Source organism: Caulobacter endophyticus (genome assembly GCF_029543245.1).
Taxonomy (GTDB): Bacteria; Pseudomonadota; Alphaproteobacteria; order Caulobacterales; family Caulobacteraceae; genus Caulobacter; species Caulobacter endophyticus_A.
Genome location: NZ_JARQWV010000006.1, coordinates 118,630 through 136,533, shown reverse-complemented (window position 1 = coordinate 136,533; position 17,904 = coordinate 118,630). Strand labels below are relative to the sequence as shown.

The window sequence follows — 17,904 nt, the reverse complement described above, 5'->3', positions numbered from 1 at the left end:
CGGCTCCGTCTTCGCGGGCCGCGGGCCGGAGCAGGAGGAAAGGAACAGGCATGGCCGCGACGGTCTCATCCCTGACGCCGGGTTCGCCGGACGTCGCCAGTGAACAGCTGTCGCTTTCGGACTATGTGCCGTATCGCCTGGCGACGGCCTCCAGCGCCGTCAGCCGCCTGATCGCCCGCGCCTACGAAGACCGCTTCGGGCTGTCGATCCCGCAGTGGCGGCTGATGTCGATCCTGATCGAGGGGCCGCTGACCCAGCATCAGGCCGTGGCTCGCACCGCGATGGACAAAGTGCGCGTCAGCCGCGCCGCCCAGGACCTTGTCGAGCGCCGCCTGGTGGCCCGGATCACCAACCGCACCGACCGCCGCTCGCACACGCTGGAACTGACCGCCGCGGGTCGCCGGCTGTTCGCCGAGATCCGCCCGCTGGCCCTGGCCTATGAGGCGGCCCTGCTGGCGGGCCTAGCGCCGGGCGAGGTGGCGACTCTCAAGCGCCTGATGGGCCGCCTGGAAGCCGCCGCCGTCCAGCTCTACGGCGCGGACGCGCCGCCGGAAGTCCCACCGGTCTCCGAAGACTGAGCTTCATAGACGCCGCGAGCAATGGCTCGCGCCAGGGTGTCGGCCGCCGCCGAGCCCAGCCGAGCCAGAGCTATGGCTCGGCCCGGACCCTCGCCAAGGCTCTGAGCGCCCGAGGCCAGGGCGAAGACGATATCGCCGTCGAAGGGCGTGTGGACGGGGCGAATGGCCCGCGCCAGGCCGTCCTGGGCCATCATCGCCAGCCGCGTGCATTCTGCCGTCGTCAGGTCGGCTGTGACGGCGACCACGGCCAGGGTGGTGTTGGCGCCCGCCTGCAGGCGTCCCAGCGCCGCGAGTTTTGAATCCTCGGGGATCGGCTCCGCCTCCGTGGCTGCGTCGAGCGCGGGTCGCCTGCCGCCGAACTCGCCGTCGATCTCCCAAGGCCAGGCCCAGAAGGTCTCGCCGTCGGCCATGCGCACCGAGCCCACCGGGTTCACCGCCGCCAGCGCGCCGACCACCAGGCCGTCGCCCAGATCGAGCGAGGCGCTGCCGATACCGCCCTTGGCCAGGCCGGCCATGGCACCCAGGCCCGCGCCGAACGCGCCGAGGTCGAAGGTCTTGTCGGCGGCGGCCGCGGCCTCGATGCCGAGCCAGCGATAGGGCGGGTCCAGGCCCCAGTCCTTGTCGCCGCCGTTGCCGAGGTCGTGCAGCACGGCCGCCGGCACGATCGGGATGGCGGGCGAGGTTGGGGCCAGCCGGATCCCGCGTCCCGACGCCGACAGGGCCGCCACGACGCCGTCGGCTGCGCCGAGGCCGAACACCGAGCCGCCCGACAGGCAGATCGCATGGGCCTTGCTGAAGTTGTTCTCGGGCCGCAGCACGTCGGTCTCGCGCGTGCCCGGTCCGCCGCCGCGCACGTCGACGCCCGCCGTCCAGGCGTCGGGGCAGAGCAGGGCGGTGACGCCAGACCGCACGGCCTCGTCCTGGGCGTGGCCGACCAGCAGGCCCTCGACGTCGGTGATCAGGTTGCGGGGACCGGGACGGGGCATGGCGGGGCTCCGATGAAAGCGCCCCCGTGTTTGAGACGAAAACCCCGTCCTTCGACAAGCTCAGGATGAGGTTTTTCGGGCGCTGAGGCGCCCTCTCTACCGAAAGCGGTCCCTAAACCGCCGGCGCGTAGCTCAGGCGGCAGACGGTCCAGCCGTCGACGCGGGCCATGGTGAAGGCGCCGCCCAGCTGGCGGGCCATGGCGTGGACGATGCGCAGGCCAAGGCTGGACGAGGCGGCGGGCTCGAACCCGGCCGGCGGGCCCGCGCCGTTGTCGCGGATGGTCAGCACGTGGCTGTCGCCTTCCTGCTCCAGCGCCACGACGATGCGGCCGTCGCTGCCGGCTTCGAAGGCGTGCTCCAGGGCGTTGTTGAAGCATTCGAGCATGACCAGGGTCACGGGCGTGGCCTGTTCGGGATGCAGCGGATCCTCGCCGCCCTCCACGCGGACGGCGTGGCGCACCCCGAAGGCCTGGCCGGCGTCGTCCAGCAGGGCCTCGGCGAAGGTCCGGAACGGAGTCGGCTCGCCGGTCTGGTCGTGCAGCTGGCGCTGGATCTTGGCGATGGTCTCGATGCGGCCGCCGGCCTCGACCAGGGCGTGACGGGCGTCCTCGTCCTTCATGCCCGACGACTGCAGGCGCAGCAGGGCGCCGACCATCTGAAGGTTGTTGCTCACCCGGTGGTGCATTTCGCGATAGAGCAGGTCGCGGCTGCGGGCCAGCTGCGCCTGGGCCTCGCGCTCGCGGGCCAGGTTACGCATGGCCTTGCGCATACCGTCGATGAAGAAGATGTCGACCGCCGCCACGAAGACGTAGAACGTGATCGCCACCGTCGTGGCGAAGTCGACGTGGAAGCTGTTGTACGGCGGGATGAAGAAGTACCAGGCGCACAGGCCCGACAGCGCCGCGCACAGAATCCCCGGCCCGCGCCCCGCGAAATAGGCGGTCAGGACGATGGCGGGGAAGAAGGTCAGGTACGGAAAGCCGGGCGGGAACCAGCTGTTGAGCGCCAGGCGCACGCCGAAGGCCGCGCCCGCGGCGGCGGCCGCCAGGGCATAGCCCCAGCCAGCGGAAAGAGGCGTGCTCGCCCGCGACATCTTCTTCAAGGAGCCCCGACTCGTCCGGCGTCGAACCCTCCGTCGCCGTGGGCGAGAATATTTCCTAAAAAGACTTTCGGGTCACGGCAAATCCCCGTGTCCTGCTCCGGATACGGAAAAGCCCGCCCGTCATGCGACGGGCGGGCCTTCCTGGTCATTCTCCGATCGCGGATCAGAAGCGCTTTGAGATGTTCATGTACCAGTAGCGACCGGTCGAGTTGTGCAGGGCGCCCGAGTAACCGAAGTTGCTCGAGGTGACCGGCGGATCCTTGTCGGCGATGTTGCGCACGCCGACCCGCAGGGTCGAGCCGTCGAACTGGCCGCTCTGGAACGCGTACTGGCCGTACAGGCTGACCGTGGTCCAGTCCGAGATCGGGAAGTACTGGCCGTTCACCTGGGCGGGGCCGGTGTCGTAGGTCTCGCCGACATAGTTGACGAAGGCGCCCGCGCCCCAGCCGTCCTTGCGCCAGGTGAAGCTGGCGGTGCCGCGGAATTCCGGGAAGCCGTCCATCTTGATCTGGCTGCCGGCCGACGAGACCGTCAGGCCCGCCAGGGCGCCGCTGGCGATCGCCTCTTGCAGGATCTGCTCGATCGGGCTGGCCGACTGGTCGTACTTGGTCAGCTTGGCCACGTTCAGGTTGAAGCCGAAGTCGCCCCAGGGGGTGTCGTCCAGGTCATAGGCCAGCGAGAAGTCGACGCCCTGAACCACGCGCGGCTGCAGGTTCATGTAGGTGTCGCTGATGTACGAGATGGCGCCGACGGTGTTCGTGCCGACCGGGGCGTCACGCACGACGTTGGGGTTGAAGCTGCCCTGCTGGCGCAGCAGCAGGTCGTAGGCGATCTGGTTGTAGCCGCCCAGGATGCCGATGACGTTCTTTTCCCGGATCGACCAGAAGTCGGTCGTCAGGGTCAGGCGGCCGTATTCCACCGGGATGAACTTGGGCTGGTAGACGAAGCCGATCGAGGCGTTGTCGGCGTCTTCCGGCTTCAGGTCCTTGTTGCCCTGGCGCACTTCCAGCGTCGAGGTGCTGGCGCAGGTGGTGGCCGTCGGGTTGTTGATCCGGCAGAAGGCGTAGTCGGGACGGCCGTTCGAGACGGTCGAGCCCTCGCTGTAGAACTGCGGCAGGTTCGGCGCGCGGAAGCTCTGCGAGACCGAGGTGCGCAGCGACAGGCCTTGGCCGACCTTCCAGAGCAGGGCGCCCTTCGGCTTCAGCACGTTGCCGAAGTCCGAATAGTACTCGTCACGGGCGGCCAGTTGCAGGGTGACTTCCTCGACGAACGGGATGTTCATCTCGGGCGAGATGATCGGCACGGCCAGTTCGGCGAAGGCCGAGCTGATGACGCGGTCGCCCTTGATGTCCGGCGAACCGGAGGCCCCCAGGACGTCGCTGTTGTAGGTCACGCCGGTGACGCTGTTGGTGTAGGTCGTCGTGCCGTCCAGGCGGTCGTCACGGTCGTCCTTGTAGGTCTCGCGGCGGACTTCCACGCCCGAGGCGAAGCCGACGTCGCCGCCCGGCAGGGTGAAGAGGTCCTTCTTGGAGACCTTGAAGTCCCACATCGCCAGCGAGGTTTCGCTGATGCGGTAGACGTCGATCAGGAACGAATTGATCGTCGCCTGGCTGTTGGGCGTGCCGTCCTCGCCCGACCAGTTGGTCTGCGAACCGCCATTGAACGGGTTGTAGGCGCTCGAGTCCGTGCGGTTGATAGCCTGCTGGAAGAGCGTGCTGCTGATGGCGTTGTGCGTCTTGTCCTTCGTTCGGGCGAAGGAGTAGAGGCCGGCCGATTCCCACTTCCAGCCGTCGCCGAACGTGCCCTTCAGGCCGCCCAGCAGGCGGTAGCTGTCGTCGGTGACGGTGTAGGTGCGCGGACCGGCGTCCACCGGGCGGTAGGTGGTGATGTTCATCGCCACGCCCGAAGCGCCCACGCCGGTCAGGCCCGACAGGCGGTTGGGGTTGGCGCTGCCGTCGGCCAGGGTGGTGGCGCCGAAGGGGTTCCAGTAGGCGTTGGCCGCGATGCTGATCGGGGCCGACGAGATCGGGGCCGACTGCTCGCGCTGGCCGGTGAACAGGGCGTGATAGTAGCCGGCTTCACCGAAGAAGGTCATGCCGTTGTCGAGGTCGCGCTCGACGGTGCTGAAGAGGTTGGTCCGCTCCAGGCCGCCCTTGAGGGTGCGCTGGGGGTTCTCGTCGTAGCGCAGGTCGCGGTCGGCGGCGCCGGTGATGACGCCCGACTTGATGCAGAGGCTGCCGGCCAGGACGGCGCTGCTGCAGCCGGCGGCGGTGTTGGCCGTCGGCTCGATGTGGAACACGCCCGAGGTGGTCAGGGCCACGCCGTTCTGACGGGGCGCGGTCGACGACGGGATCAGCGTGAACGAACCCCAGGGGCTGGAGGTCGAGCGGTTGTCGAAGCTGGTGTTGCCGGCCCAGGGCGTGCCGGCGACGCGGTCGCGGTGGTCTTCGCTGGCGGCGTAGTCGCGCTCGTCGGCCATCATGCGGCTGTGGGCGGTGTACGAGCCGAAGAAGGTCAGGCGCGTGCCGTCTTCCAGGCGCGTGCCGGCCTTCAGGTTGACGGCGCCTTCGCGATAGCCGGCGCCTTCCGAGCCGCCGACCTGGGCTTCGACGCGCAGGCCCTGGAACTTGGTGTCGAGCACGGTGTTGACCACGCCGGCCACGGCGTCCGAGCCGTAGAGGGCGCCGGCGCCGTCACGCAGCACTTCGACGCGTTTGACGCCGGCCACGGGCAGGGCGTTGGTGTTGACGGTCTGCACCGGCACCAGGTTTTCGGTCTGGGTGCCCGGGTGCAGCACGGCGCGGCGGCCGTTCAGCAGGGCCAGGGTGTTGCCGGTGCCGAGGCTGCGCAGGTTCAGCGACGAGACGTCGCCGCGGGCGTCGTTCAGGTTGCCGGTGGTGCGGGCTTCCTGGAACTGCACGTCGCCGGCCTGCGGGATCGAGCGGAACAGTTCGTCGCCCGAGACGGCGCCGGTGGCGATGATGTCCTTCTCGGTCACGACCGAGACGGGGAGGGCTTCGGTGGTTCGGGCGCCTTCGATCTGGCTGCCGACCACGATGATGGCTTCGACTTCGGCGACTTGTTCGGAAGCCGCTTCAGTCGCGGCGGCTTCCGACTGGGGGCGGGCGGCCTGCGCCGGGCGCAGGGTGATGGTCTTGCCGTCGTCCGAGGCGACGGTCAGGCCGGCGGCGTCGGCCAGGCGCTTCAGCGCCTCGGCGTCCGACAGGTCGCCGGTCACGGCGGGGGTCTTGCGGCCGGCGGCGGCCTCGTATGGGAACAGCACCTGCTTGCCGGTCTGCTTGGCGTAGGTCTGCAGCGCCGACACCGCGTCCTGCGACGGGATGTTGAAGGTGTGGCGCGCGTCCTGGGCGATGGCCTGGCCGGCGAGGGTCAGGACGGCGGCCGACGCCAGCAGCAGGCCGCGGACGGTCCGGCGGCGTTGGGTGTTACGCATGGACAAGTTCGAAAAATCCCCTTCCGCCGCGCCCCCTCGACGCGACGTTCTAATCGCCTCGACGGCGGACCGTGGGGAAACCTCCACTCGGCGACCGAAAATTTGTGGCGACGGTGTGACGAGTGTGGCGCCGGCCCCAGTTTTCGGGAGCCCTGGGTGACCCCCTCCGGCCTAACGTTGCTCCCCCTGAGGGGGGAGCTGTCGCGGAGCGACTGCGGGGGAGGTGACTGCTGGCTTTGGGGCGTTCGCTGTCTCACTAGGAACTTCCCCCTCCGGCCCTCCGGGCCACCTCCCCCTTCAGGGGGAGGATCTTGGGGCACGACTTCGCATGCTCCCGCGTTCGCACGCGTTAGGTCGGGGAGGCGCGGAGCGGCCGGGCGGAGCCCGGAGACCGTTTGTTTGTTTAGCGTTTCGGCTTCGTCGACCGCTCCGCCGCATCGTTATTCCGAAGGGCCGAAGGCGCGGGTGCTGTTTCAACCCTGGATCCGGCTGTCCCTCGGACGGGCAGGACCAATAGCTCCGCGGTAATCCGGCGCGAGCCTCGGCTGATCCTGTTAGGCCGGTTTGAACGATCCCGGCCCTGTCGACCCGCTCGTTGCGCCGTGGACGGCTTGGCGGCCCATTCACGCCTCGTAAGCGCTCCTGCAAGCCCGCCTTTTCCCACGACGCTTCAAGCGGCCCCGCTCGATGCGGTCCTCGCCACGCTTGGGCCGGTACCAAGAGCCCTCCCCATGGCGGGGACGGGTTTGATTATGCGGGCGGTTTCAGTGCGTCTGATAAGTTTGGGCGAAAAAGTTGTAGTGCTTTGTATTGGTTGGGTTCTTTGGCGAACTCGCCGTGGATGGAGCTGCGTCTATCCCCGTCCGGGCCACTTTCCGAGCCCACCCAACTCACGCCTTCCTCGCCCTTGTGGCGAGGATCCATCGTTCAGCCTGCTCAGACCTTTTGCGTTCGGCCGCCGTCTGAGCAGCCGCAGGCATGGGCCCTCGCCACAGGGGCGAGGGAGGCGGGAGTGGTGGGCTGAAGGTGCGGGAAACCGACCTCATCAGACACTTCCCCCTCCGGCCCTTCGGGCCACCTCCCCCTTCAGGGGGAGGATCTTGAGAGAGCGCCTTCCTCGCCCTCGTGGCGAGGATCCATCGCTCAGCCTGCTCAGACCTTTCGCGTTCGGCCGCCGTCTGAGCGGCCGCCGGCATGGGCCCTCGCCACAGGGGCGAGGGAGGCGTGTGTTGTTGGCTGGTGGGGTGCGCCGATCTCAGCAGAGTCTCCCCCTCCGGCCCTCCGGGCCAACTCCCCCAGAGGGGAGGATCTTTGGCTAGCCCTTGCGGGCCAGGCGGATCACGCCGTCTTCGCCTTGGCTGGCCCGCACCGGGAAGGTGTGGGTGACGGCGGTGACGAAGGCCATGGGTTCGGTGCTCTGGAAGTAGCCGGCCAGGCGCAGGTCGGCGATCGACGGGTCGGCGATGCGGACCTTGCGGCGGTTGTAGCGGTTGAACTCGGCCACGGCCTGGCTCAGCGACTGGCCGTTCAGGGCGATGGCCCCCTGGCGCCAGGCCAGGGCCCGGTCGATCTCTGCGTCCGACAGCGGCTGGGCGTGGCTGCCCGCGGGGCCGTAGACCATGGCCGTGCCGGCCGCGATCTTCGTTTCCTTGGCCGGACCCTTGCCATCGGGCTCCACTTCGACCGCGCCGCGACGCACGGTGACGGCGGCGTTCTCGGCGCCCAGGCGGACGGAAAGCTCGCCGCCGGCGGTCTCGATGCGAGCGTCGCGGGCCTTGACCACGAAGGGGCGCTTGTCGGCGGCGGCCTCGAACAGGGCCTCGCCCTTGACCAGCTTCACCTCGCGCACGCCGCCGCGGTAGCGCACAACGACCTTGCTGTCGGTGTTGAGCTCGATGCGGCTGTTGTCGGCCAGCACCACCACGCGGCGCTCGCCGATGTCGGTGGCGTAGGCGGTCGAGGCGGTGGCGGTCATCACCCCGGTCCCGACCACGCCCGAGATGGCGGCGACGGCGGCCATCAGCGTCCAGGGCGAGCGGCGATCGAAGACGCGGCGCGGGGGCTCGTTCGGCGCGAAGAGGTCGGCGTCGGGCTTGGCGAGCCCCGGCTTGAAGGCGCGCAGGCGCTCGGTCCGCTCCCAGGCGGCGTGGGCGCGCTCGAAGGCGGCCTCGTTCTCGAAGCTCTCGGCGCGCCAGGCCTCGAAGGCCGCGCGCGTATCAGTCGCGCAGGCGGGATCGGACAGCCGCACCGCCCATTCGGCGGCGGCCGCTCTCACCGCTTCGCGTCGCGATCCCGCTTCCCGGCCCATGAACGCCCTTCGTCGATACGCACTGGCTGGGTCGCGCCCGCGCGGCCCAGCTTTTCGGAACAATAGCGAAGCCCCTTGATCAGGTGCTTCTCGACTGTTGAGACGGACAAGCCCATCCGGACCGCTATCTCGCCCGGCGACAGGCTATAGACTTTCCGAAGGGTGAATACACGCCGACATTGTGTCGGCAGTTCCGATATCGCGTCGCGAAGTTGGCGCAGCTCGTCGCGCGACACCAGCGTGGCCTCGGGGCCGGGCGTCTCGTCCATGCCGCCGATCAGCTCGAAGTCGGCGACGGCGGTGATGGTCAGCACCTTGCGGCGGCGCAGGCCGTCGAAGGCCACGTTGCGCAGGGTGCGCGAGGCGAAGGCGCCGGGATTGGTGATCTCGCGCCAGGTCTTGCAGGCGATCACGCGGGTGAAGGCGTCGTGGACCAGATCCTCCGGATCGGTCTCGCCGTCGCGGCAGAACTTGCGCGCATAGGCCAGAAGCCTGGGCTCCAGGGGCAGGATCTCCCTCCGGAACCAGGCGCGCCGCTCTTCGTCGTCTGCTGTCATCGCCCCTCTTCCCCGGCCGGGAACCAACCCCGGCAGCGCCGTCGTGGCAAGAGGCGAAGGAGCGCCCCGGGCGGCGGGGAGGGCTTATGCGCCCCGTTCCCGCGCCAAGTATTACGAGGCGGGGCAAGGGATTGCGTGCGAACGAGCGTCGCCGAAAGATTGAGCAGATTTTTTGCGCGGAGCGCCCGTTGGGCGAGCGTCATTGCGCGCCTTGGTCGATCAATTTTGCAAGCTCGCCCGCAAGGCGCAGGTCTTCGACGAATTCGGCGTGGGCGCGATCGCGTGCGTCGGCGTCGGGCAGGCGCAGCAGGAACGACGGGTGATAGGTGACGATCGCCTGACCCTGGTCTGGCAGATGCAGCGCCCGGCCGCGATTGGCGGCGATGGGGGTGGCCCTGCCGATCACCGCATGGGCCGCCGTCGCGCCCAGCGCCACGATCACCCGGGGCCGAACCAGCCGCCGCTCGGTGTCCAGCCACCAGCGGCAGGCCGTGACTTCGCCGCGATCCGGCGTTTTGTGGATGCGGCGCTTGCCGCGCGGCTCGTGCTTGAAGTGCTTGACGGCGTTGGTGACGAAAGCCTGCTCGCGCGGCACGCCGGCCTCCTTCAGCGCCGCGTCGAACACCTGGCCGGCGGGACCGACGAAGGGCTGGCCCGCCAGGTCTTCCTGGTCGCCGGGCTGCTCGCCGACGAACATCAGCGGGGCATGGGCCGGGCCCTGGCCCGGCACGGCCTGGGTGGCGTCTCGCCACAGGTCGCAGCGCCGGCAGACCTGCACGGCGGCGGCGACCTCGTCGAGGCTGGTCGGCAGGTCGCCGTTGAACGCGCCGTCGCGGGCGTGGCGCAGGGCGGCCTTCAGCACGCGGTCGGGCGGCGGGGAAGGGGCTGCGGCGACCATGGCGGCGGCGCGTTCCTGGGCGGTTTCGATCAGCTGCGGAATGAGCCGCGCCTCGGGAAGGTTGCGCCAGTACCGCTTGGGCATCTCCTGGCGCATCATCTTCTCGTTCAGCCGGGCCGGGTTGAAGATCGAGGCGTAGTAGGTGCGCCAGAGCTCTTCCTGGGCGTCTTCGGACGGGGCGTCGGCCGGATCGACGCCGTCTGAGACCCGCAGCGTCTGACCGTCCCAGGCCACGCAGGCGTCGGGCGTCAGGATCGTCCAGGTCATGTTGGTGAAGCGGCGGGCGAAGAACGGGGCTGCGGCCTCGGTGACGCGGTGGGCCGGTTCGAACCAGGCGGCGTAGGTCTCGGGATCGGTCTCGATCAGGCGAAAGCGCACGAAGGCGTGCATCTTGTGGATCGCCCGGGCCACCGCCTTCTGCATGTCGCGGGCCCTGGCGACGTCGGGATCGGCCGGATTGTCGATCAGCCGCGGCTCGCGCTCCAGCCGCCACAGCAGCCGATAGAGCAGGGCCAGTCGGTCGGAGGCGCGATGCAGGATCACCGCTTGGGCCAAGTCGACGAAGGCCGTCGGAACCGTAAAGCCCCTCCCCCTTGTGGGGAGGGGTTGGGGTGGGGGAGCTGGCTCTGAATCGGCCATCTCCGCGCTCACACCCCCACCCCCTGCCCCCTCCCCGCAAGGGGGAGGGGAGAAGAGGTCTCTTTCCGCTGTCCAAGCGATGGCTTCGGGCGAGACTCCCTCGGCGCGCAGGCGGCGGGCGGCGGCTCTCCAGCCGTCGAAGTCGATCTCCGAGGCAAGCCGCACCACCCGCATCAGAACAGGCTCAGCTGGGCCGGTTCGACCAGGCGGGCCTTCAGGTGCTCGCCGTCGGTGGCCGCGCCCGGCGTCCAGCCCTCGGCGACGACGAAGGCCCTGGCGCGCTTGACCACGGCGCCCACGCGCTTGAGGTCGTCGATCGTGAGGCGCGCCTGCCTGCGGGCCAGGAGGATACGGTCGACGGCCTTGGCGCCCAGGCCCGGCACGCGCAGCAGGGTCTCGCGGTCGGCGGCGTTGACGTCGACGGGGAACCTGGCTCGGTTTCGCAGGGCCCACGCGGTCTTGGGATCGACCGACAGGTCCAGATCCTGACCCTGCCCGATAATCTCGGGCTGGGCGAAGCCGTAGAACCGCATCAGCCAGTCGGCCTGGTAGAGGCGGTGTTCGCGCAGCAGCGGCGGGCGGGCCGAGGGCAGGCGGTGGCTGGCGTCGGGGATCGGGCTGAAGGCCGAATAGTAGACGCGGCTGAGGCGATAGGCGCCGTACAGCGAGGCGCTGCGGGCCAGGATGTCGCCGTCCTTGGCCTCGTCCGCCCCGACGATCAACTGGGTCGACTGGCTGCGGGCGAAGCTCTTGCGCGGCGCCTTGCGGGCCGGTTCGGCCTTGTCCTCGATCGCCAGCCGCATGCGGCCCATGGCCCGCTTGATGTCGCCGACGTCCTTTTCGGGGGCCAGGGATTTGAGGCTGTCGTCGCGCGGCAGCTCGATGTTGATCGACACCCGGTCGGCATAGAGGCCGGCCTGCGCGGCCAGCTCCGGCGAGGCCTCGGGGATGAGTTTGAGGTGGATGTAGCCCCGGAAGTCATGGTCCAGCCGCAAGGACTTCGCGATGCGGACCATTTCCTCCATCGTGTAGTCGCCGCTCTGGATGACGCCCGACGACAGGAACAGGCCCTCGATGTAGTTGCGCTTGTAGAAGTTGAGGGTGAGGTCGACGACCTCCTTCACCGAGAACCGCGCCCGGGGCGTGTTCGACGACACCCGGTTGATGCAGTAGGCGCAGTCGTAGATGCAGAAGTTGGTCAGCAGGATCTTCAGCAGGCTGATGCAGCGTCCGTCCGGCGCATAGGCGTGGCAGATGCCCATGCCCTCGGTGGAGCCGACGCCCTTGCCGCCGACGGAGTCGCGTTTTTCGCCCCCCGAGGAGGCGCAGGAAGCGTCGTACTTGGCGGCGTCGGCGAGGATGGCGAGCTTGCGGCGGATATCGAGAACGGCCATCCGCACAGTCTATAGTTCTTCTTTTGTTCCGTCGAGTTTCACGATGTCGCAGCGGCCGGGGAACCGGGCGAAGGCCTCGCGCGATCCCCTTGCGGAAAAGGGAGATCCGCCATGACGCGCCGCAAGGAAGACTGGCCCTCGACGATGCTGGACGCCTGGGCGCTGGGCCTGGAGGCGTCGACGGTCATCGGCCTGCGGACCATGGTCCTGGCGGGCGGCGGGGCCAAGGCCCAGGCCGAAGCGGTGCGCATGACCACCGAGAAGATGGCCGCCGCCGCCGACATCGGCCTGAAGTTCTGGACCGGCGGACTGCCCCAGGCGCCCGACGCCGCCGCCAGGGCGGTGGTGAAGCACTATCGCGCCAAGGTGCGCGCCAATCGCAGGCGTCTGGGGCGATGAACGTTCAGAGATAGTCGACGATCGCCAGGTCGCCGTCGCACGGCGCGACCAGTGGCCCGACGATGGCGACGTGCGCTCCGGAGGCCCGCGCCGCGGCGACGCCGGCGGGGGAGTCCTCGAACGCCAGGCAGTCGGCGATCGGCGCGCCCAGCAGTTCGGCGCCCTTCAGGAAGCCCTCGGGGTGCGGCTTGCCGTTGCGCACGCTTTCGCCAGTGATGAAGTGTTCCGGCACGGGCAGGCCGACTGCGCGCAGGCGCGTTTCCGCAAGGGCCCTGGGCGCGGAGGTGACGATCGCCCAGCAGGTCGGATCCAGGCCCTCGATGAGGGTTTTCACGCCGGCGAGGGCCACCACGCCTTCGACATCGTCGAGTTCGGCCTGAAGCAAGGCCGCCGCTTCGGCCTCGATGTCGAGGTCCGGCCCGGCGAAACGGCGCAGGGTGTCGCGGTATTGCAGTCCCTGGCAGACGGCCAGAACCTCGGCCGGGTCATGGCCGTGGCGGCCGGCCCAGGCCGTCCAGACGCGCTCCACCACGGGAGAGGAGTCGAGCAGGGTGCCGTCCATGTCGAACAGGAAGGCGGCGTAGGTCTTGCCCCGGAAGGTCGGCGGCGAGCGATCGGACATGGTCTGTCGTCCTTCTTGCAAGGGAGAGGGGTCAGGTCTGGGGCGCGAGCTTGCGGGCCGGGGCCGTCAGGCGGCCCGCCAGCAGCGGCGTCAGCGCCAGGAGGCCGGCCAGCAGCCAGAAGGCGCCGTGCAGCCCGGTGGCGTCGGCGATGGCGCCGATCCCGGCCGGGCCGACCAGGATGCCGGCGTAGCCGATGGTCGACAGCGCCGAGATCGCCTGGGCGGCCGGCATGGCGGTCTGGGCGCCGGCCAGACGGAACAGCACCGGCACGATGTTGGAGGCGCCCAGGCCGATCAGGACGAAGCCGCTCAAAGCCAGGGCGGCCATGGGCGCGGTCAGCAGCACGACGAAGCCGGCTACGGCCAGCAGGCCGCCCCAGCGCAGGACGTCGCGATCGCCCAGCCGCGCCACGACCTTGTCGCCGACGAGGCGCCCCGCGGTCATGGCGATGGAGAACAACATGTAGCCGAGGCCGCCCTGGGCGACGGCCACCAGGCCGCTCTTGGTGATCAAGAGCGCGCTCCAGTCGAGCATCGCGCCCTCGGCCAGGAAGGTGGCGGCGGCCAGCAGCGACAGCAGCAGCACCACGCCGCGCGGCAGGGCGAAGGCCGCGCCGTCGGGATCGCCCGCGCCCCGCGTCAGGCGCGGCGCCGCCAGGGCCATGGCCGCCAGCATCAGGGCGGCGTTGATCAGCACCCCCGCCAGGGGCGAAAGGCCCAGCGACAGCATCAGGGTCATCGAGGATGCCCCCGCGAAGCCGCCGATGCTGAACAGCGCGTGGAAGCCCGACATCAGCGGACGGTCCGAGGCGCGCTCGACCTCGACGGCGTGGATGTTCATGGCCACGTCGATGGAGCCGAGGGCCGCGCCGAAGGCGAAGAGCGCCGCGCCCAGCGCCAGCGGCGAGCCGGCCAGCGCCAGAAGCGGCAGGAACAGGGCCACGCCCAGTCCGCCAAGGATGATGATCGGGCGGCTTCCGAAGCGGGCGCTGAGCGCCCCGGTCGCCGACATGGTCAGGACCGAGCCCAGGCCCAGGCATAGCAGCAGCAGGCCCATGGCGCCGTCGTCGATGGCCAGCCTGGCCTTGGCGAAGGGGACCAGGGGCGCCCAGGAGGCGATGCCGAAACCGGCGACGAGAAAGGACAGGCGCGTGGCGAGACGCGCCGCCGCGGAAGACGGCGTCACCATGATGACTCCCGGTATTGGTCGTGGTTCGAAAGGGGCGGCTAGGCCAGGATGATCCTGGCGCCGCCCTGGGCGAGGTCGTCCCGGATCGCCTGGGGCGCGTCGGCCTCGAGGATCAGGGTGTCGAGGGTTTCGAGCGGCGCGACGCGATGGGGCGCGCGGGTTTCGAGCTTGTCGGTCAGGGCCATCAGCATGATGGCCTCGCTGACGCCGACCAGGGCGCGCTTGAAGGCCGCGTCGCCCGCGTCGAAGATGCAGGCCCCGTGGCGCACCGACAGGGCGCAGGCGCCGAGGAAGCAGCGGTCGATGCTGAGCTGCTGGACCGCCAGCACCGCCGAGGCGTCGATCACGCCGCCCACCTCGCGATTGACCGCGCCGCCCAGGATCATGAAGTCCAGGCTTTGGCGTTCGAACAGCGCCGCGGCGATCGGCACCGAGTTGGTGATCACCTTCAGGTCCAGGTCGTCGGGCAGTTCGGCGGCAAGGGCCAGGTTGGCGCTGCCGTTGTCGAGGAAGATGACTTCGCCTGGCTTGACCAGCCTTGCGGCCGCCCGCGCGAGAACCCGCTTGCGGTCGACGTCTTCGGCGGCGCGCACCGTCATCGAGGCCGACATCGGCGAGATCGGCAGGGCGCCGCCATAGACCCGCCGGCAGCGGCCTTCGGCGGCCAGGGCGCGCAGGTCGCGGCGGATCGCGTCCTCGGAAACCGCGAACTCTTCGGCCAGCACCGCGGCGACGACGGTCTGGCCCTGGTCGAGCCGTTGGGCGATCAGTTCTCGACGGGCGACGGGGGGCGTGTCGTTCATGGCGGTAGTCTATATCGTGCAAAAACGTGCAAAACAAGGTGCATGATTGTGCGTGTTTGGAGTCTTCATGCATGTTTATGCACGTTGCTCGAAGGCTTACGGCCCGGACCTATGTCTGGTTGCCGGTGCCGACGCTGGAATGGATGGCCTCGGTCAGCATCGCCGACGAGCCGGTCAGGGCGAAGGCGACGAACTTGGTCGCGGCGATGGCCAGGTTCCCGGCCAGGCCGCGTAGACAACGACATGGGCGCTGCTTCTGTTCGCGGTCGAGGCCATGGCGCAGCAACGCGGCCTGGATGCGCGCGTTCCTCCCGGGATCGCCGTTCGCGCTCTTTACCCGCAGGCGGCGAGCCCTTACGCAGGGCGCTCTTCATCTGGCCGCGCAGGGCGGCCGAATCCACGTAAGGTCCTTCCATGCCCTCGGGTCTCGTCGCGCTTCTGGATGACGTCGCCGGCATCGCCAAGATCGCCGCCGCCTCGGTCGACGACATCGGCGCCGCCGCCGGCAAGGCGGGAACCAAGGCCGTGGGCGTGGTCGTCGACGACGCCGCCGTGACCCCCGGCTACGCCATGGGCTTCACGCCCGACCGCGAGCTGCCGATCGTGGCCAAGATCGCCGTCGGCTCGCTGCGCAACAAGCTCTTGTTCCTGCTGCCGGGCGCCCTGGCGCTGAGCGCCTTCGCGCCCTGGGCGGTGACGCCGATCCTGATGCTGGGCGGCGCCTATCTGGCCTTCGAGGCCACCGAGAAGATCATCGAGATGGTCGTCCCGCACGGGGACGAGGTCGAGACCGACGAACTGGCGCTGAGCGGCCCCGAACTGGAAAAGCAGAAGGTGTCGGGCGCCATCCGCACCGACCTGATCCTGTCGGCCGAGATCATGGCCATCGCCCTGGCCGACGTCAGCGGCATGTCGCTGCCGATCCAGGCAGCCGCCCTGGCCCTGGTCGGGGTGGTGATCACCATCCTGGTCTATGGCGTCGTCGCCCTGATCGTGAAGATGGACGACATCGGCCTGCACATGGCCAAGAGCCCGCGCGCGCCGACCCAGAAGTTCGGCCGCGGACTGGTGAAGGCCATGCCCGTGGCCATGAGCAGCCTGGCCTATATCGGCACGGCGGCCATGCTGTGGGTCGGCGGCGGCATCATCGTGCACGGCCTGCACCACTTCCACCTGACGCCCATTCCGGGCTGGGTCGAGGGGCTCCAGCACTGGGCCGCCCAGGTTCCGGGGATCGGCGCGGTCACCGGCTGGCTGGCCACCGCCATCGGCTCGGCCATCGTCGGCCTGATCGTCGGCGGCGTCATCGCCGGCGTGCTGCACTTCATTCCGCGCAAGAAGGCGGCGCACTAGGAGAGGGCGGTTGGCGGACTCCGAGCCCCCGGTCGTAGGCAAGCCTGCGAAGAAGGCGGCGGCCAAGAAGGCCGCGCCGCGCAAGTCGGTCAACGCGGCCAATCTGGCGCACCTGGGCCCCGAGGTCCTGGCGGCTCTGCTGATCGAGGTCGCCGACGGCCATGCCTCGATCAAGCGCCGCCTGAAGCTGGCCCTGCTGGGCGAGGTGGGGGCGGCGGATCTCGCCGCCGAGATCGACAAGCGCATCGACGCCATCGCCGGCAGCGGCGCCCGCATCAACTGGCGCAAGTTCAAGGACTTCGTCCGCGACCTCGACGCCCACCGGGCCGCCGCCGGCGGCAAGCTGGGCGAACTCGACCCCAACATCGCCGTGCCCGTGCTGGTGCGGCTGGTCAGGGTTTCCGAAGACCTGGAAGGGCGGATCAAGGACCCCAAGGGCGAGCTCCAGGCCGTGTTCGACCAGGCCGTGGCCGACGTCGCCCGCCTGTCGCCACAGGCCCTGACGCTGGACAGCCGCTATCTGGCCGACAGCCTGCTGGCCTTCGTCGAAGGCGCTTCGACCAAGCTGTCGGTGGACCTGCTGCGCGCCGCGGCGCCCGCCCTGGCCGGCGACGCCGTGGCCGTGCTGCGTGGCAAGGTGCGCGAGCGCCTGGCGGCCCAGCGCCGCCCGGACCCGCGCCTGCGGGCCGCCGCCCAGGTGCTGGCCGACCTGGAAGGCGACGTCGAGGGTTTCGCGGGCCTGTTCACCGCCAGCCAGCAGGTGCTGCCGCCGATCGGCGCCCAGATCGCCCGCCGCTACCTGGCCGTCGGCCAGGTGGCGCAGGCCCTGGCCGCGCTGGATCGTTCTGTGCCGGGGCCGAGCCTGGCCGAGCAGGCCGATGTCGGCGCCGTGGCCTGGAGCGAGGCCCGCATCGCCGCCCTCGAAGCGTCCGGCGAGACGCTGGAGGCCCAGGCCATGCGCTGGGCCAGCTTCAAGGCCACCCTGTCGGTCGAGGCCCTGCGCGCCTTCCTCAAGGGCCTGCCCGACTTCGAGGACGTCGAGGCCGAAGAGCAGGCCCTGGCCTACGCCCAGACCTATCCCGATCCGTTCAAGGCCCTGGCGTTCCTGACGGCCTGGCCGTCGGCGATCGAGGCCTCGCGGCTGGTCATGGAGCGCGGGCCCGCTCTGCACGGCGACCGCCCGGACGTGCTGGAGCCGGCCGCGCGCCTCTTGGAGCATCGCTATCCGCTGGCGGCCACGGTGCTGCTGCGGGCCATGGTCGACGACGTGGTGCGTTTCGGCCGCGCCGACCGCTACGCCGACGCCAACCGCTGGCTGCTGGAGGCGGAGTCGCTGGTTCCCGGCCTGCCGGACGACGCGGCGATCGACGACCACGCCGTCTGGGCCAGACGGGTGGCGGGTTACCGGCGGCTGTAGGCGTATCACGCTCGTTCGCCTGCCTGCCCCAAAACCGTCTTTCCCCGCGAAGGCGGGGACCCAAGCCGAGCTTGCGGGTCGGCCACCGCTTCGGCCCATCCTGGAAGCCAGCTTGGATCCCCGCCTTCGCGGGGAAGCTCGGTGGAAATGGCTGGAGGCTGAATTGGGACCCGGCCTCGCGGCCGCGACATCGCGCCACACCGGG

15 protein-coding genes are annotated in these 17,904 nt (G+C 69.9%); 4 read left to right on the top strand and 11 right to left on the bottom strand.

From position 1 onward, the window contains the following. Positions 1 to 50 precede the first annotated feature (50 nt). Positions 51 to 578 carry a MarR family winged helix-turn-helix transcriptional regulator gene (locus P7A99_RS07725; RefSeq protein WP_277793330.1) on the top strand — a complete coding sequence of 176 codons (528 nt, stop codon included), beginning with the start codon at positions 51 to 53 and terminating at the stop codon, positions 576 to 578. On the opposite strand, the gene P7A99_RS07720 is transcribed toward P7A99_RS07725, so the two are convergent. The 7 genes from P7A99_RS07720 to P7A99_RS07690 form a co-directional block, all read right to left on the bottom strand. Beyond that, positions 530 to 1,564: a P1 family peptidase gene (locus tag P7A99_RS07720; RefSeq protein ID WP_277793329.1), complete on the bottom strand. Its 1,035-nt coding sequence runs from the start codon at positions 1,562 to 1,564 to the stop codon at positions 530 to 532. The two genes, P7A99_RS07725 and P7A99_RS07720, sit on opposite strands and share 49 nt — an antisense overlap. Positions 1,565 to 1,676: 112 nt before the next feature. Beyond that, the gene (locus P7A99_RS07715; RefSeq protein ID WP_277793419.1) at positions 1,677 to 2,657 is read right to left on the bottom strand and encodes a sensor histidine kinase; all 981 of its coding nucleotides are present in this window, start codon (positions 2,655 to 2,657) and stop codon (positions 1,677 to 1,679) included. A 172-nt stretch (positions 2,658 to 2,829) separates the two neighbouring features. Beyond that, entirely contained in the window at positions 2,830 to 6,120 is a 3,291-nt protein-coding gene (locus P7A99_RS07710) for a TonB-dependent receptor (RefSeq protein ID WP_277793328.1), read from the bottom strand. A 1,315-nt stretch (positions 6,121 to 7,435) separates the two neighbouring features. After that, on the bottom strand, positions 7,436 to 8,428 hold the full coding sequence (locus tag P7A99_RS07705) for a FecR family protein (protein WP_277793327.1): 993 nt from the start codon (positions 8,426 to 8,428) through the stop codon (positions 7,436 to 7,438). Next, positions 8,392 to 8,985: an RNA polymerase sigma factor gene (locus P7A99_RS07700; RefSeq protein WP_277793326.1), complete on the bottom strand. Its 594-nt coding sequence runs from the start codon at positions 8,983 to 8,985 to the stop codon at positions 8,392 to 8,394. Before P7A99_RS07700 ends, P7A99_RS07705 begins: the two co-directional genes overlap by 37 nt. Positions 8,986 to 9,184: 199 nt before the next feature. Continuing rightward, on the bottom strand, positions 9,185 to 10,696 hold the full coding sequence (locus P7A99_RS07695) for a UdgX family uracil-DNA binding protein (RefSeq protein WP_277793325.1): 1,512 nt from the start codon (positions 10,694 to 10,696) through the stop codon (positions 9,185 to 9,187). Further along, positions 10,696 to 11,916 carry a putative DNA modification/repair radical SAM protein gene (locus tag P7A99_RS07690; RefSeq protein ID WP_277793324.1) on the bottom strand — a complete coding sequence of 407 codons (1,221 nt, stop codon included), beginning with the start codon at positions 11,914 to 11,916 and terminating at the stop codon, positions 10,696 to 10,698. Before P7A99_RS07690 ends, P7A99_RS07695 begins: the two co-directional genes overlap by 1 nt. 111 nt (positions 11,917 to 12,027) lie before the next feature. Here P7A99_RS07690 and P7A99_RS07685 point away from each other — a divergent pair, with 111 nt between their 5' ends. Next, positions 12,028 to 12,315, top strand: a complete 288-nt coding sequence (locus tag P7A99_RS07685) for a hypothetical protein (RefSeq protein ID WP_277793323.1) — start codon at positions 12,028 to 12,030, stop codon at positions 12,313 to 12,315. Between the two features lie 4 nt (positions 12,316 to 12,319). On the opposite strand, the gene P7A99_RS07680 is transcribed toward P7A99_RS07685, so the two are convergent. The 4 genes from P7A99_RS07680 to P7A99_RS07665 all read right to left on the bottom strand — a co-directional run bounded on the left by P7A99_RS07680 (position 12,320) and on the right by P7A99_RS07665 (position 15,215). Further along, positions 12,320 to 12,937 carry an HAD-IA family hydrolase gene (locus tag P7A99_RS07680; RefSeq protein ID WP_277793322.1) on the bottom strand — a complete coding sequence of 206 codons (618 nt, stop codon included), beginning with the start codon at positions 12,935 to 12,937 and terminating at the stop codon, positions 12,320 to 12,322. A 31-nt stretch (positions 12,938 to 12,968) separates the two neighbouring features. Then, on the bottom strand, positions 12,969 to 14,126 hold the full coding sequence (locus P7A99_RS07675; RefSeq protein WP_277793321.1) for an MFS transporter: 1,158 nt from the start codon (positions 14,124 to 14,126) through the stop codon (positions 12,969 to 12,971). Positions 14,127 to 14,164: 38 nt separating this feature from the next. Then, the gene (locus P7A99_RS07670; protein WP_277793320.1) at positions 14,165 to 14,929 is read right to left on the bottom strand and encodes a DeoR/GlpR family DNA-binding transcription regulator; all 765 of its coding nucleotides are present in this window, start codon (positions 14,927 to 14,929) and stop codon (positions 14,165 to 14,167) included. A 109-nt stretch (positions 14,930 to 15,038) separates the two neighbouring features. Then, positions 15,039 to 15,215: a cation transporter gene (locus P7A99_RS07665; protein WP_277793319.1), complete on the bottom strand. Its 177-nt coding sequence runs from the start codon at positions 15,213 to 15,215 to the stop codon at positions 15,039 to 15,041. Between the two features lie 128 nt (positions 15,216 to 15,343). Here P7A99_RS07665 and P7A99_RS07660 point away from each other — a divergent pair, with 128 nt between their 5' ends. Both P7A99_RS07660 and P7A99_RS07655 read left to right on the top strand, forming a co-directional pair. Beyond that, the gene (locus P7A99_RS07660) at positions 15,344 to 16,282 is read left to right on the top strand and encodes a DUF808 domain-containing protein (protein ID WP_277793318.1); all 939 of its coding nucleotides are present in this window, start codon (positions 15,344 to 15,346) and stop codon (positions 16,280 to 16,282) included. Between the two features lie 10 nt (positions 16,283 to 16,292). After that, positions 16,293 to 17,699: a DUF6880 family protein gene (locus tag P7A99_RS07655; RefSeq protein WP_277793317.1), complete on the top strand. Its 1,407-nt coding sequence runs from the start codon at positions 16,293 to 16,295 to the stop codon at positions 17,697 to 17,699. Positions 17,700 to 17,904 lie beyond the last annotated feature (205 nt).